This is a genomic window from Frigidibacter sp. RF13 (assembly GCF_026626305.1).
Classification (GTDB): domain Bacteria; phylum Pseudomonadota; class Alphaproteobacteria; order Rhodobacterales; family Rhodobacteraceae; genus TMP-24.
The window spans coordinates 879950-895384 of record NZ_JAPNUE010000001.1; the positions used below are offsets into that span (position 1 = coordinate 879950).

At 64.5% G+C, this 15435-nt stretch carries 12 protein-coding genes; 3 read left to right on the plus strand and 9 right to left on the minus strand.

Going from position 1 to position 15435, the window contains the following annotated elements; all coding sequences use genetic code 11:
- Nucleotides 1–132: 132 nt before the first annotated feature.
- On the minus strand, nt 133–1197 hold the full coding sequence (locus tag OU426_RS04335; protein ID WP_267632624.1) for an Mrp/NBP35 family ATP-binding protein: 1065 nt from the start codon (nt 1195–1197) through the stop codon (nt 133–135).
- Nucleotides 1198–1469: 272 nt separating this feature from the next.
- Between OU426_RS04335 and OU426_RS04340 the strand changes: the two genes are divergently transcribed.
- Nucleotides 1470–1679: a DUF1127 domain-containing protein gene (locus OU426_RS04340; RefSeq protein ID WP_267632625.1), complete on the plus strand. Its 210-nt coding sequence runs from the start codon at nt 1470–1472 to the stop codon at nt 1677–1679.
- A gap of 377 nt (nt 1680–2056) precedes the next feature.
- On the opposite strand, the gene OU426_RS04345 is transcribed toward OU426_RS04340, so the two are convergent.
- Nucleotides 2057–4477: an ATP-dependent helicase gene (locus tag OU426_RS04345; protein ID WP_267632626.1), complete on the minus strand. Its 2421-nt coding sequence runs from the start codon at nt 4475–4477 to the stop codon at nt 2057–2059.
- 142 nt (nt 4478–4619) lie between these two features.
- Here OU426_RS04345 and OU426_RS04350 point away from each other — a divergent pair, with 142 nt between their 5' ends.
- Together OU426_RS04350 and OU426_RS04355 are read left to right on the plus strand one after the other, a co-directional pair.
- A complete protein-coding gene (locus OU426_RS04350) occupies nt 4620–5171 on the plus strand; it encodes a hypothetical protein (protein WP_267632627.1) in 552 nt (183 codons plus the stop codon).
- Between the two features lie 148 nt (nt 5172–5319).
- On the plus strand, nt 5320–8763 hold the full coding sequence (locus OU426_RS04355) for a pyruvate carboxylase (protein ID WP_267632628.1): 3444 nt from the start codon (nt 5320–5322) through the stop codon (nt 8761–8763).
- A gap of 24 nt (nt 8764–8787) precedes the next feature.
- On the opposite strand, the gene pcaF is transcribed toward OU426_RS04355, so the two are convergent.
- From pcaF to efp, 7 genes are all read right to left on the minus strand, one after another.
- Nucleotides 8788–9990, minus strand: a complete 1203-nt coding sequence (pcaF, locus tag OU426_RS04360; protein WP_267632629.1) for a 3-oxoadipyl-CoA thiolase — start codon at nt 9988–9990, stop codon at nt 8788–8790.
- 9 nt (nt 9991–9999) lie between these two features.
- On the minus strand, nt 10000–10686 hold the full coding sequence (locus tag OU426_RS04365; RefSeq protein ID WP_267632630.1) for an ABC transporter ATP-binding protein: 687 nt from the start codon (nt 10684–10686) through the stop codon (nt 10000–10002).
- Nucleotides 10683–11432 carry an ABC transporter ATP-binding protein gene (locus OU426_RS04370; protein ID WP_267632631.1) on the minus strand — a complete coding sequence of 250 codons (750 nt, stop codon included), beginning with the start codon at nt 11430–11432 and terminating at the stop codon, nt 10683–10685. Before OU426_RS04370 ends, OU426_RS04365 begins: the two co-directional genes overlap by 4 nt.
- Complete coding sequence (locus OU426_RS04375) at nt 11425–12405, minus strand: branched-chain amino acid ABC transporter permease (protein WP_267632632.1); 981 nt, start codon at nt 12403–12405, stop codon at nt 11425–11427. The genes OU426_RS04370 and OU426_RS04375 overlap by 8 nt, the downstream gene beginning before the upstream one ends.
- Entirely contained in the window at nt 12402–13322 is a 921-nt protein-coding gene (locus tag OU426_RS04380; protein ID WP_267632633.1) for a branched-chain amino acid ABC transporter permease, read from the minus strand. Before OU426_RS04380 ends, OU426_RS04375 begins: the two co-directional genes overlap by 4 nt.
- A 60-nt stretch (nt 13323–13382) precedes the next feature.
- A complete protein-coding gene (locus OU426_RS04385; protein ID WP_267632634.1) occupies nt 13383–14516 on the minus strand; it encodes an ABC transporter substrate-binding protein in 1134 nt (377 codons plus the stop codon).
- 343 nt (nt 14517–14859) lie between these two features.
- Nucleotides 14860–15429, minus strand: coding sequence for an elongation factor P (gene efp, locus OU426_RS04390; protein WP_267632635.1), 570 nt, complete (start codon nt 15427–15429; stop codon nt 14860–14862).
- Nucleotides 15430–15435 lie beyond the last annotated feature (6 nt).

Here is a 15435-nt window from a genome sequence, read left to right on the forward strand (position 1 = left end):
GAAGCAGCTACACGGAACGCACACTGATCCCATGAATTCCCGTGGGAACCTCCTCGCGCGCTTCGCGTCTCGTCGGGCGCGCCCGAGGAGCGCACGGAGTGCGACGACGAGGCCCTGCCCAACCTGACCCGATCAGGCCATGCCGCCCGCAATCAGCCGGTGGGCGATCCGCGCATAAGCCTCGGCGACCACACCCTCGCCCGCCGCAATCGGCGTACCCGCATCGCCGGCGAGGCGGACGTCCAGCGACAGGGGAATCTCGCCCAGAAACGGCACATCGAGCGTCTCGGCCTCTGCCGCCACGCCGCCGTGGCCAAAGATATGTGCCTCGTGCCCGCAATTCGGGCAGACATAGGACGACATGTTCTCGATCAGGCCCAGAATAGGCGTCTTCAGCTTGCCGAACATGTCGATCGCGCGCCGCGCATCCAGAAGCGCCACATCCTGCGGTGTCGAGACGATGATCGCGCCCGTCACATGGGTCTTCTGGCAGAGCGTCAGTTGCACATCACCGGTGCCGGGCGGCAGATCGACGATCAGCACGTCGAGATCGCCCCAGGCCACTTGGTTCAACAGCTGCTGCATCGCCCCCATCAGCATCGGCCCGCGCCAGACCACCGCCTCGTTTTCCTTCAGCATCAGCCCGATCGACATCATCGTCACGCCATGGGCCTGCAAGGGCTCAATCGTCTTTCCGTCCGGCGAGGCCGGGCGCTTCGACACCCCCATCATCCGAGGCTGCGACGGGCCGTAGATATCGGCGTCGAGAAGCCCCACGCGCCTGCCCTGCCGCGCGAGTGCGACCGCGAGGTTCGAGGAGACAGTCGATTTACCGACCCCACCCTTGCCGGAGCCGATGGCAAGAATGCGCGCCACGCCTGGCACATGCTGGGGACCGGCCTGCGGCGTCGGGTGGCCGCCGATCTTCAGCGATGGAGGCGGCGCCTTGGCCGCCGGACCATGGGCGGTCAGAAGCGCGGAGGCCCGCGCGAAGCCCAGCGCGACGACTGCCGCCTCGGCCGCCTGACGGACCGGTTCCATCTGCCGCGCGAGATCCGGCGTCGGCGCCTCGATCACGAAGCTCGCCCTGTCACCCTCCACGGTCAGCGCCCGGATCATGTCGCGCGACACGAGATCGCCGCCGTCGGGCAGCGTGATACGCGAGAGGGCGGTGAGGATCTGAGCGCGGTCGGGCATGAGAGGAACCATCCTGTGTTATGCGCCGCACACTTGGCTTCAACCCGCGCGCCTCGGCAAGGGGGAAATGGTCGCACCCCGGCGAGGATACGGATTTGCCTCACTAAACCGTTACATTTCTGTTTCCGCGGCGTCAAAATAGGTCAGCAGGCGGTATGCATTTTCTGCATGGCAGCATTGATCTTTTCCCGGATTGTGCAGGTGCAGCATGAGGCGCATGTTTACGCCAACAGCACGGCACTGAACGTGCAACGAATTAGATGAGGCACCAAATGAACACGACCATTCTTCGCGGCAACGCCACGCTCCTCGACCGGATTTCGGCCTTGATCGCTGGCCTGAACGAAAGCCGCCGTCGCTATGGCATCTACCGCCAGACGCTGCGCGAGCTTGACGGCCTGAACGATCGCGAGCTGAACGACCTCGGCCTGCACCGTTCGGAAATCGAGCGCGTCGCGATCGAAGCCGCCTACGGCAAGTAATCTGATTTCCGGCCCAATCTCCTCCCCCTCGGGCCGGATCTGGCGGTGACCTCCCTCCCTGTCACCGCCTCCCTCTTCGGGGCGCAAGCCTCAAACGAACCGCCGCCGACCCTCCTCCTCCCTCGGGTCCGCGGCGCATAAGGACGGCGCCCCCTCCTCCTCCCTGGGGCGCCGCCCTTACTCCAAAGGAACCCGTCCGGGTTCCCTGAGATCGCCGGCTCCCTCCTCCCTGCCGGCTGATCCCCGCGGCGATGGCTGTTCCTCCTCCCCTAGCCATCGCCGCGCATTTCCTTCTCAGAGCAGGCAAAGAAAATCGCGCGGCTGACGCCGAGTGCTGATTTGAATTGCTGAAATGGGCCGGGCCGACCCCGCAGCGGTCAGAACGGAATGTCGTCGACCTGGTCGGCGGCGATCACAAAGCTCGCCACCACATGTTTCACGCCCGCCTTGTCGAAGGCGATCTCGAGCTTGTCGCCCTCGGTCCCTTCCACTGTGCCATAGCCGAACTTCTTGTGGAACACCCGGTCGCCCTCGGCGAAGGCGGAAACCGCGTCCAGATCGATGATCTGGTTGCGCGCCTCGCGCGGCTGCGAAAGCGAGCGCACTTGCGAACGTTCCTGCAGGCGCCGCCAGCCCGGCGAATTGTAGACATCGGCCTTGGTCGCGCGCTCTTCCATCCCGCCCATGCGGGGCGCGGCGGCGCCGAAACCGCCACCGTAGAGACCGGGCGGCGTCAGCACATCGACATGCTTGGCAGGCAATTCATCAATGAAGCGCGAGGGCAATTGCGATTGCCACTGGCCATAGACCCTACGGTTGCCCGCGAAGGAGATGGTGCAAAGCTCCTCGGCCCGCGTGATGCCGACATAGGCGAGGCGCCGCTCCTCCTCGAGTCCCTTCAATCCGCTTTCATCCATCGAGCGCTGTGAGGGGAAGAGCCCGTCCTCCCAGCCCGGCAGGAACACCACCGGGAACTCCAGCCCCTTGGCCGCGTGCAGGGTCATGATCGTGACCTTCTCCTCGGCATCCTGGCTGTCATTGTCCATGATCAGCGCCACGTGTTCGAGGAAGCCCTGCAAACTGTCGAACTGCTCGAGCGCCTTCACCAGTTCCTTGAGGTTGTCGAGCCGCCCCGGCGCCTCGGGCGTCTTGTCACTCTGCCACATCTCGGTGTAGCCGGATTCTTCAAGGATCACCTCGGCGAGCGCGATATGGTCATAGCCGGGCCGCGTGGTCACCCGGTGCCAGCGGTCTACCGCCTCGACGAACATCCTCAGCTGCCCGCCACCCTTGCCGGGCATCCGCCCCGCCGCTACCAGATACCGCGCGCCTTCCAGAAGCCCCGCCCCATCCTCACGTGCCTGCATCTGGATGGTCTGCACCGCCTTGTCACCAAGGCCGCGCTTGGGGACATTCACCACCCGTTCGAAGGCAAGATCGTCAGAAGGCGAGCATGCCAGCCGGAAATAGGCCATCGCGTCGCGTATTTCCTGCCGCTCATAAAACCGCGGGCCACCGATGACGCGATAGGGCAGACCAATGGTCAGGAACCGGTCCTCGAAGGCGCGCATCTGATGGGAAGCGCGAACGAGGATGGCCTGATCGTTCAGGCTGACCGGGTCAAGATGGCGGGTGCCACGCTGCAGCGCCTCGACCTCCTCGCCGATCCAGCGCGCTTCCTCCTCGCCGTCCCAATGGCCGATCAGCCGGACCTTCTCGCCACCCTCGGCATCGGTCCACAGCGTCTTGCCCAAGCGGCCGGCATTGGCGGCGATAAGGCCTGAGGCGGCGGCGAGAATATGTTCGGTCGAGCGGTAGTTCTGTTCCAGCCGGATGACCGTCGCGCCGGGAAAATCCTTCTCGAAGCGCAGGATGTTGCCGACCTCGGCCCCGCGCCAGCCGTAGATCGACTGGTCGTCGTCGCCGACACAGCAGATGTTCTTGTGCTTGGCCGCCAGAAGCCGCAGCCAGAGATACTGGGCGACGTTGGTGTCCTGATATTCGTCGACGAGGATGTAGCGGAACCAGCGCTGATATTGTTCCAGAACGTCCGGGTGCGCCTGAAAGATCGTCACGCAATGGAGCAGCAGATCGCCGAAATCGCAGGCGTTGAGGGTCTTCAACCGCTCCTGATATTGTGCGTAAACTCCGCATACGGTCCGCTTTTGGCCCAAACGACCATCACTTGTCGATGAGTTGCTGCCCGGATTTCGCCAAACCTCTTTGTCCTCGCTGGCGGGAACATTTTCGGGCCGCCACGCTCTATTTTTATAGTAGTCTATGTGGGCTGCGAACCAGCGCGCCGTCCAGCGTTTTTCATCTATCCCCTCGGCCGCGATGACCTGCTTCAGCAGCCTGATCTGATCGTCGGTGTCGAGGATGGTGAAGCTCGACTTCAAGCCGACCAGTTCGGCATGCCGCCGCAGAAGCTTGACCGAGACCGAATGGAAAGTGCCCATCCAGGGCAGGCCTTCGACGGGCTGGGACAAGAGGCGACCGACCCGCTCCTTCATCTCGCGCGCAGCCTTGTTGGTGAAGGTCACCGCAAGGATCTCATTCGGCCGCGCCTTTCCCGTCGCCAGAAGATGCGCGATCCGCGCGGTCAGCGCCCGTGTCTTGCCAGTGCCCGCACCGGCAAGCATCAGGACCGGCCCTTCCAAAGCCTCGACCGCCTGCCGCTGCGGCGCATTCAGCCCGTCGAGGTAAGGCGCCCCCTGACCCACGGCACGCGCGGCCAGCGCCCGCTGCGACAGCGGAACGGCGGCCTCAAAGGTCTCGTTCTCATCCCAAGTGCTCATGCCCGACAGGATAGAGCGTGTCGCCGCCACAGGAAAGGGTTTGTTCGATGAATGTTCCAGCCAATCACGTCAGAATGTGGCCGCGCGCGGGGCGACAGGCGTCACGGATGCCTATAGACTGCAGGGCAAGAGGAGTTCAGAAATGCCACGCCGATCATTGTCGTTCGTATTCACGCTGATCCTTCAGACAGTCTGGGCTGCGCATGCAAGCGCGCATGAATTCAACCTTCTGTTGCTGGCCCCCGAAGCGGCAACGCAAGCCGAGCTGGACAGTATGCGAGCGGCTTTCCTGATCGCCTCGCACGAGCGAGACGACCATCCCGACGAGACATCGGAGGGGCATCTGGGCGGGCTGGACGTGCAGCTGACCTTGGCACGGGTGGACGAGGCGGCTTCCGCCGACGCGACAGACTTCGTGGTGGCGCCCTTTGCCGCTCCGGGCGATCCGAGGGTCCTTGTACGGGCGGCGGTGAGCGATGCCGTCATTGTGGATGCGACTGCGATTGCCCAAGTCGAGCCGGAAGAACGGCGCGATCTGGCGCCCTTCGCGGACCGGTTTCAGACCGAGACGGGGCGCACGCCCGATGACGTGGCGCTTGGGGCTTATCGGGCGGCGCGCGTTGTCGATCTCATTGTGCGGCGCTTTGGTTCGGTCGATGATCGCGACGCCTTGCGCCGGGCCCTCGGACCCTGACTTACCGAACCGCTGTCGGCCACGCCGCTTTCGCACCCAAAGTGCCGGTTTCGTGCCTGCGTTTTGCCGGGGCCCGCCTAGTCTCGCATCGCCACTTGCGCTGCGCTGCAGCATGCCTAAAGTGCGCGCCGCGACCAGGGAGGGACCGATGGCCGATTTCCGCAAGATCCTTGTAGCCAACCGCGGCGAGATCGCCATCCGCGTGATGCGGGCCGCGACCGAACTTGGGAAGCGCACCGTGGCGGTTTACGCGGAGGAGGACAAGCTGTCGCTCCACCGGTTCAAGGCCGACGAAGCCTACCGGATCGGCGAAGGCCTCGGCCCAGTGCAGGCCTACCTGTCGATCGACGAGATCATCCGGGTCGCCAAGGAGTGCGGGGCGGACGCGATCCATCCGGGTTACGGGCTGCTGAGCGAAAACCCCGATTTCGTCGAGGCTTGCGCGGCAAACGGCATCACCTTCATCGGCCCCAAGGCCGAAACGATGCGCGCCCTTGGCGACAAGGCGAGCGCCCGGCGCGTCGCCGTGGCCGCCGGCGTGCCGGTTATCCCGGCGACCGAGGTGCTGGGCGACGATATGGCCGAGATCAAGCGCCAGGCGGCCGAGATCGGCTATCCCCTGATGCTCAAAGCCTCGTGGGGCGGCGGCGGGCGCGGCATGCGGCCGATCCAGTCCGAGGCGGAACTGGCCGACAAGGTCCGCGAGGGGCGGCGCGAGGCGGAGGCTGCCTTCGGCAACGGCGAGGGCTATCTGGAAAAGATGATCCTGCGCGCCCGCCATGTCGAGGTTCAGATCCTCGGCGATCAGATGGGCAATATCTATCACCTTTATGAGCGTGACTGCACCGTCCAGCGCCGCAACCAGAAGGTCGTCGAACGGGCGCCTGCGCCCTACCTGTCCGACGATCAGCGCGCCGAGATCTGTGAACTCGGCCGCCGCATCTGCGCGCATGTGAACTACGAATGCGCGGGCACGGTCGAATTCCTGATGGATATGGACACGGGGAAATTCTACTTCATCGAAGTGAACCCCCGCGTCCAGGTCGAGCATACCGTCACCGAACAGGTGACCGGGATCGACATTGTCCAGGCCCAGATCAAGATCGCCGAGGGCAAGAGCCTCGCCGAGGCGACCGGGGTCGCGAGCCAGACCGATGTGCGGCTGAACGGCCATGCGATCCAGTGCCGGGTCACGACCGAAGACCCCTTGAACAATTTCATCCCCGACTATGGCCGCATCACTGCCTACCGTTCGGCCACCGGCGCCGGCATCCGGCTCGACGGCGGCACCGCCTATTCGGGCGCGGTCATCACCCGCTATTACGATTCGCTTCTGGTGAAGGTCACCGCCTGGGCGCAGACCCCCGAACAGTCGGTCTCGCGGATGAAGCGCGCGCTGGCTGAGTTCCGCATCCGGGGCGTCGCCACCAATATCGCCTTCGTCGAGAACCTGCTGCGCCACCCGACGTTCCTCACGAACGCAGCAACCACCAAGTTCATCGACACGACGCCTGACCTTTTCGCCTTCAAGAAACGGCGCGACCGGGCGACGAAGATCCTCATCTACATCGCCGACATCACAGTGAACGGTCATCCCGAAACCGCCGGCCGGGCAAAACCCCCGGCCGAGGCGCGCGCGCCGCGTGCCCCGAGGCCTGTGGTGGCGCCTGCGCCCGGCAGCCGCACCCTGCTGGAGGAAAAAGGCCCGCAGGCGGTCGCTGACTGGATGGCGTCCGAGAAGAAGCTGTTGATCACCGACACGACGATGCGCGATGGCCATCAGTCGCTCTTGGCGACCCGCATGCGCTCGATCGACATGATCCGCGTTGCGCCCGCCTATGCCGCGAACCTGCCCGGTCTTTTCAGCGTCGAATGCTGGGGCGGTGCGACCTTCGACGTGGCCTACCGCTTCTTGCAGGAATGCCCCTGGCAGCGGCTGCGCGACTTGCGCAAGGCGATGCCGAACCTGATGACGCAGATGCTGCTGCGCGCGTCGAACGGCGTGGGGTACACGAACTACCCGGACAATGTAGTTCGATTTTTCGTAAAACAGGCGGCTGAAACCGGCATCGACGTCTTTCGCGTGTTCGATTCTCTCAACTGGGTTGAGAACATGCGCGTCGCCATGGACGCGGTCGTGGAGCAGGAAAAGGTCTGCGAAGGTACGATCTGCTATACCGGCGACATCCTGAACCCCGACCGGGCAAAATACGACCTGAATTACTATGTCACCATGGGCAAGGCGCTGAAGGCGGCCGGTGCCCATGTCCTTGGCCTGAAGGATATGGCGGGTCTCCTGAAGCCCGCCGCGGCCCGTGTGCTGGTCAAGGCGCTGAAGGAAGAGGTCGGCCTGCCGATCCATTTCCACACGCATGACACGTCCGGCATTGCAGGCGCGACGATCCTTGCCGCCGCCGACGCTGGCGTCGATGCCGTGGATGCGGCGATGGACGCTTTCTCGGGCGGGACCTCGCAGCCCTGCCTTGGCTCGATCGTCGAGGCGCTCGCCCATACCGACCGCGATACCGGCCTCGATATCGCCGAGATCCGGCGGATCTCCAATTACTGGGAAGCGGTCCGTCATCAGTATCGGGCGTTCGAATCCGGTCTCGAAGCGCCCGCGTCCGAGGTCTATCTGCACGAAATGCCGGGTGGCCAGTTCACCAACCTCAAGGCGCAGGCGCGTTCTCTCGGGCTGGAAGAACGCTGGCACGAGGTGGCGCAGGCCTATGCCGACGCCAACCAGATGTTCGGCGATATTGTGAAGGTGACGCCCTCGTCGAAGGTTGTGGGCGACATGGCGCTGATGATGGTGGCGCAGGGCTTGACGCGGGCGCAGGTCGAGGATCCGGCGGTCGATGTGGCCTTCCCGGACTCAGTTGCCGACATGCTGAAGGGCAATCTCGGCCAGCCCCCGGGTGGTTGGCCCGAAGGGATCGTCCGCAAGGTGTTGAAGGATGAGAAACCTTCGACCGAGCGGCCGGGCAAGAACATGCAGCCGGTGGAACTCGAAACGGTGCGCAACAAGCTGTCCGCCGATCTCGAAGGGTTCAATGTCGATGACGAGGACCTGAACGGCTATCTCATGTATCCCAAGGTCTTCCTCGATTACATGGGCCGCCACCGCCAGTACGGCCCGGTGCGCACCTTGCCGACCCCAACCTTCTTCTACGGCATGCAGCCGGGCGAGGAGATCTCGGTCGAGATCGACCCCGGCAAGACGCTGGAAATCCGCCTTCAGGCGGTGGGCGAGACCGACGATACCGGCGAGGCCAAGGTCTTCTTTGAACTGAACGGCCAGCCGCGCGTCATCCGCGTGCCGAACCGCGCGGTGAAGGCCAAGACCGCGAGCCGCCCCAAGGCGCAGGACGGCAACCCGCTTCATATCGGCGCGCCAATGCCGGGCGTGGTGGCGAGCCTGTCGGTCGCCGCGGGGCAGAAAGTGGCGGCGGGCGACCTCCTCTTGACCATCGAGGCTATGAAGATGGAAACCGGTATCCATGCCGAGCGCGCGGGCCTTGTCCGCGCGGTCCATGTTGTGGCCGGCGCCCAGATCGACGCGAAGGACCTGCTGATCGAGTTCGCCGACTGAGCCTCGCGTTAGGCCGCCCTGAATTCACGGGCGGCCGATCACCATCGCCACGCCTTGACCGACGCCGACGCAAAGCGTGACCAATGCATAACGCCCACTCCGGCGCTCAAGCTCCCGCGCCGCGGTTCCTGCCAGGCGCGCGCCGCTCATGCCCAGAGGATGACCCATCGCGATAGCCCCGCCGTTCGGGTTCACGCGCGGGTCGTCGTCGGCAAGGCCCAGGCCGCGCAGGCAAGCCAGGACCTGAACCGCGAAAGCCTCGTTAATCTCGATAAGGTCGAGGTCGGAAAGCCCGATCCCCGCGAGCGCCAGCGCCCGCCGGCTGGCTTCGACCGGGCCGATGCCCATGATGCGGGGCGGCACGCCGACCGAGGCTGCCGTCATCACCCGGGCGCGCGGCGAAAGCCCGAGCCTCGCCACCTGTTCTGCCGAGGCCAGGATCATCGCCGCCGCCCCGTCATTCACGCCCGAGGCATTGCCGGCCGTCACGCTCTTATCTGGCCCGTTGATCCCCTTGAGGCGGGAGAGACCTTCCAATGTCGTTTCCGACCGGGGATGTTCGTCCTGGTCGACAAGCGTGACCGCCCCTTTCCGGCCCGGCAATTCGACAACAAGCCGTTCTTCCGCATAGAATCCAGCGGCATTGGCGGCGGCGAACCGTTCCTGTGAACGCAGGGCGAAAGCATCCTGATCGGCGCGCGCTATGCCGAAATCGGCTGCCAGATTGTCGGCGGTCTCAGGCATCGATTCCACGCCGTACTCCGCCGCCATCCGGGGATTGACGAAGCGCCAGCCGATGGTCGTGTCATGCACTTCCGTCTGGCGGCTGAAGGCGCCGCTGGCCTTGGGCATCACGAAGGGCGCGCGGCTCATGCCCTCGACGCCGCCCGCGATCACCAGGCCCTTCTCGCCCAGCCGGATCGAGCGTGCCCCGGCAATCACTGCATCCAGCCCCGAGGCGCAGAGACGATTCACCGTATAGGCGGGCACCTCCGGCCCGAGCCCGGCCAGAAGCGACGCCATGCGCGCCACGTTGCGGTTGTCCTCGCCCGCCTGATTGGCGCAGCCGAGGACGACTTCTTCCACCTGATCCGGCCCGAGCGAAGGATTGCGCTCAAGCAGCGCGCGCAGGGTCAGCGCCGCCAGATCGTCTGTCCGGACTGAAGAGAGGGCGCCACCATAGCGCCCGATCGGGGTCCTTACGAAATCGCAGATGAAACAGTCCATTCCCGCTCCTCATACCCCGACGTAGTGCGTGCTGAGCTCGGGTGTCAGCTCGGCCATGGAACCGGCCCAGACCGTGCGCCCCCGTTCAAGCACCACGGCGCAGTCGGCGACGGTCTTCAATTCCTTCAATGTCTTGTCGATCACAAGGATAGCAAGACCCGAGGCGGATTTCAGCCGCGCAACGGCGGCCCAGATCTCCTGCCTGATCACTGGCGCCAGCCCTTCCGTCGCCTCGTCGAGGATCAAAAGCCGGGGATTGGTCATCAGCGCCCGGCCGATGGCCAGCATCTGCTGTTCGCCACCCGAGAGCGTTCCGGCGCGTTGGTCGCGCCGTTCGGCGAGGCGGGGGAACAGCGCCTCAACCTGCGCCTGGCTCCACTCGCCCGGCCGCGCCGCGCAAATCAGGTTCTCGGCAACCGTCAGGTCACGGAAGCAGCGCCGCCCTTCCGGCACGAGCCCGATCCCCAACCGTGCGGCCCGGTGGCTTTGCAATCGCGTCAGATCCTGCCCGGCAAACTGCATTGAGCCCGAGGCCGGGATCATCCGGCAGATCGCCTTCACGGTCGTGGTCTTGCCCATGCCGTTGCGGCCAAGGAGCGCCACCACCTCTCCCTCGCTGATGTCGAGATCGACGCCGAAGAGCGCCTGGCTCGCACCATAAGACGCTGTAACCGAGGCGAGCGACAGAAGCGTCATGCCCCTTCCCCCAGATAGGCTTCGCGCACCACATCGCTCTGGCGAATATCCGCAACCGTTCCGGTGGCGATGACCTTGCCATAGACGAGAACGCTGATCCGGTCAGCAAGTGCAAAGACCGCGTCCATGTCATGCTCCACCAGAAGGATCGGCGCCTCCGTCCGCAGACCGTCGAGAAACCCTGTCAGCCGCTTCGATCCGCCGGCGCCGAGGCCCGCCATCGGCTCGTCCATGACAAAGGCGCGTGGGCGAAGGGTCAGCGCCACCGCCACCTCCAGCTGGCGGCGCTGGCCGTGGCTGAGTTCGGCAGTGCGGGTTGCAGCATGGTCGGAGAGCCCCACCCGCTCCAGAGCCGCTTCGGCCGTTTCGCGAAGGCCTCGGTCCGATAGGACCGGCACGAAGAACCGCCAGGGTCGACCCCGGGCGCCGAGCGCGCCGAGCATCACGTTCTGCAGCACCGTATGATCCATCGCCAGAGCGGAGATCTGGAAGGTCCGCGCAAGCCCCCGCCGGGCACGGGCACGAACGGACAGCGCGGTCACATCGGCCCCCGCGAAGCGCACGTCACCGCTATCGGGGCGCAGCGCGCCACAGATCTGGGCGATCAGCGTCGATTTGCCCGCGCCGTTCGGGCCGATGATCGCATGGATCTCGCCGGGGCGAAGGTCGATCGACACATCCTCGCTCGCCCTCAGCGCGCCGAAGCTCTTGGTCAGGCCTTTGGTTTCAAGGACGGGTTCAGCCATGCGCCTTCTCCCGCCCCGCGATCAGGCCGATCAGACCGCCCCGGGCGAAGAGGACGATCAAGAGGAGGAGCACGCCAAATGCGATCTGCCAGTATTCGCTGATGCCCCCCAAGAGATGTTCCAGGAGCACGAAGACCACGGCGCCCACGACCGGCCCCATCAGCCGCCCGACGCCGCCGATAATGACAAAGACCATGATCTCGCCGCTGGTGTGCCAGCTGAACATCGTCGGGCTGACGAAGCGGTTGAGGTCAGCGAACAGCGCCCCGGCGAGGCCGGTAAGCGCGGCCGACAGAACGAAGGCCACCAGTTTAAGCCGCTGTGGATCGAGACCCACCGCGGCGACCCGCGCGGGCACCTGGCGCGCTGCCGCCAGCGCCAGCCCAAAGGGCGAGCGTGCCAGCCGGTCGCTGAGGAGAAGCGCCAGCAGAAGGACCGCCGCCACAACCCCGTAGAACTGGATCGGCACCAGCGTATTCACCCCGGGAAAGCGGTTTCGCACATAGATCGACAGCCCGTCCTCGCCGCCATAGGTCGGCCAGGAGAGCGCGAAGAAATAGAACATCTGGCCGAAGGCAAGCGTGATCATGATGAAATAGACGCCCGAAGTCCTGAGCGACAGGGCACCGATCATCAGGGCGGCGAGCGCGGCGAACATGGCCGCAACCAGCCAGATCAGCGGCATTAGGTTCGTGCCCGGAAGGCCGAGGCTTTCGATCACGGGCGTGTATGTCTGGGCATGATAGGCGAGGATACCCATCGCATAACCGCCGATCCCGAAGAAGACCGCATGCCCAAGGCTGACGAGCCCGCCCTGCCCCAGTGCGATATTCAAACCAACACCTGCAAGCGCCAGCACCGCCGCACGTGTGGCGAGCGTCACCCAATAGGTCTCTCCCATCAAATGCGCCGCGAGCGGCAGGAGAACGAGGGCGAGAACGACTGCCAGGTTGACCAGATGCTCGCGGCTCATGCCCGGCCTCCGAAGAGGCCAGTCGGCCGCCAGATCAGGATCGCGCCCATCAGGATATAGATCGCCATCGAGGCAAGCGAGGCGCCCACTGCCTTGGCGCTGGCCGGATCGGTCACCAGCTTCAGCGCCTCGGGCAGGAAGACGCCGCCGAGCGTGTCGGTCAGCCCGACGAGAAGCGCGCCCAGAAAGGCGCCACGGATCGAGCCAATGCCACCGATCACGATCACCACGAAGGCGAGGATCAGGACCGGCTCGCCCATGCCGACCTGCACGGACTGGATGGCGCCAACGAGCGCGCCCGCGAGACCTGCAAGCGCCGCGCCGAGCGCGAAGATCAGCGTATAAAGCCTTGAAATGTCAATACCAAGGGCCGCGGTCATTTCCCGGTCGTTCTCGCCCGCGCGGATGCGGATCCCGATGCGTGTGCGAGTGATCATCAGGTCGAGCCCGAGTGCGATCAGCAGCCCCGCCCCGATCAGGACCAGCCGATAGAGCGGATAATCGATCCCGCCCGGCAACCGGACCGGTCCTGACAGGGTGGACGGAATGTCGAGATAGAGCGGGAAGGACCCGAACGCCCAGCGCGTGCCTTCGGAAAAGATGAGGATCAGCGCGAAGGTCGCCAGCACCTGATCGAGATGGTCGCGGTCATAAAGGCGGCGGATGATCGCCACCTCGACGACCACTCCCGCCACCGCCGCCGCCGCGAGTGCCGCGAGAAGCGCCAGCAGGAACGATCCGGTCGCCGCCGCCACCGCCGCCGCCGCGAAGGCGCCAAGCATGTAGAGCGAACCATGGGCGAGGTTGATCAGCCCCATGACCCCGAAGATCAGCGTCAGGCCTGCGGCCATGAGAAACAGCATCACGCCGAACTGCAGCCCGTTCAGCACCTGCTCTGCGAGAAGGACAAAGCTCATCATCTGCATCCGACAGCGCCGGCCCCTGCGCAAGAACCTGCGAAGGGGCCGGCCGCCAGCTTACATCTTGCATTCGGCGGCATAAGAATCGCCGTGATCGGTCAGGACGGTGCCGATCGTCTCGTTGGTGTAGATGTCGCCCTCCTTCACCACCTTGCGGGCATAGACATCCTGCACCGGATGGTGGTTCGGCCCGAAGGCGAATTTGCCGCGAGTGCTCGCGAAATCGGCGGCCTCGAGCGCTGCCTGGAAGGCGGCCTTGTCCGACGGCTCGGCCTTGGCGAGCGCCGAGAGCATCAGGTTCGCCGTATCGAACCCCTGGCTTGCATAGAGCGATGGCAACCGCCCGTAGGCTTCCTGGAAGCTCGCAACAAAGGCCTTGTTCGCCTCGTTGTCGAGGTCCTTCGACCATTGGCTGGTGTTGACAACGCCAACTGCCGCATCGCCCACCGCCTGAAGGATGTTCTGATCGAACGAGAAGGCAGGCCCCACGAGCGGGAGGCCGACGCCGCTGTCCGCATATTGCTTGAGGAACGAAATCCCCATGCCGCCGGGCAGGAAGAAATAGACCGAATCCGCGCCCGAGGCCCGGATCTGTGCGATCTCGGCGGCATAGTCAGTCTGGCCAAGCTCGGTATAGATCTCGCCCGCGAGCTTGCCGGTGAAGGTCCGCTTGAACCCGGTCAGCGCGTCCTTTCCGGCCGGATAGTTGGGTGCAAGGATGAAAGCATTGGCATAGCCCGCGCCATTGGCGTAGGCGCCTGCCGCCTCGTGCAGGGCATCGTTCTGCCAGGCGACGTTGAAATAGAACTTGCTGCAGCCCGCACCCGCCAGCGCCGATGGCCCAGCGTTCGGCGAGAGATAGAACATCTCTTGCGCCGTCACCGACGGCACCACCGCCATCGCGAGGTTCGACCAGATGATGCCGGTCATCAGATCGACCTTGTCGGACTGGACCATCTTGTCGGCGAGTTGAACCGCAATCTCGGGCTTTTGCTGGTCATCCTCGACCACCAGCTCGATATCCGACCGACCCGATTGCTGGATCGCCAGCATGAAGCCGTCGCGCACATCGATCCCAAGGCCCGCACCACCGCCCGAAAGCGTGGTGATCATGCCCACCTTCACCTCGGCAGAGGCTGCGCCAGCCAGTGCGGCAAATGCCGCTGTCATGAGAAATCGTCCAAGTTTCATCTTGTTCTCCCTTGTCAACTGTCGGGCGGTCTGCACCCGGTCTGCAAGGGGCGCCGCACTCTTTGGAAAGCCTGCGCGAGCCGGGCCCTCTTCCGCAACCCTCTTCGATGCATCGGGGCCTTCGATTCGCCCGACCATGATCCGTGCGGCGAGATTTTATTTCAAGCTTGAAATTTCTTCCCGGACCCATCGTGCCAAAGAGCCGGCCTGTCGATCAGGGGAAACAGTCACCAAAAACCCTAAGGAAATGAATGAAACAAGAGACTTGAATGAGTTTCTTGCAGAACCAAGAAAGAAGGGCGGAGCCGCAGCCCCGCCCTTACGAACCCATTCAAGGCAGCGATTATTCCTTGTCGCGGCCCTGATAGCTGTTGTCGTCAGTGTTGATGATGACGCGGGTGCCGACGTCGATATGGGGCGGAACCATGATCCTGAGCCCATTCGACGTCATCGCGGGCTTGTAGGAAGACGATGCGGTCTGACCCTTCACCACCGGCTCGGTCTCGGTGATCTCGACCGTGATCTTCTGCGGCACTTCCAGCGCGATGGCGACGCCGTCGAAGGTCTTCAGCCAGCAGCGCATGCCTTCCTGCAGATAGACCTTGTTGTCGCCCATCACATCCTCGGTGACGGTCAGCTGGTCGTAGTTCTCGGGGTTCATGAAATGGAACCCTTCGCCATCCTCATAGAGGAAGTCATATTCGCGCTCATCCACCGTGGCCTTTTCGACCTGATCGGTGGTCTTCCAGCGTTCCGACACTTTCACCCCGTCCGAAATGCGGCGCATGTCGACGGACGTCGTCGGCGTGCCCTTGCCGGGATGGAAGTTGGTGGCGGAGAGAACCGCATAGAGCCTGCCGTCGAGTTCGACGACATTGCCCTTGCGCAGCGAAGAGGCGATGACTTTGACCATGGTGTT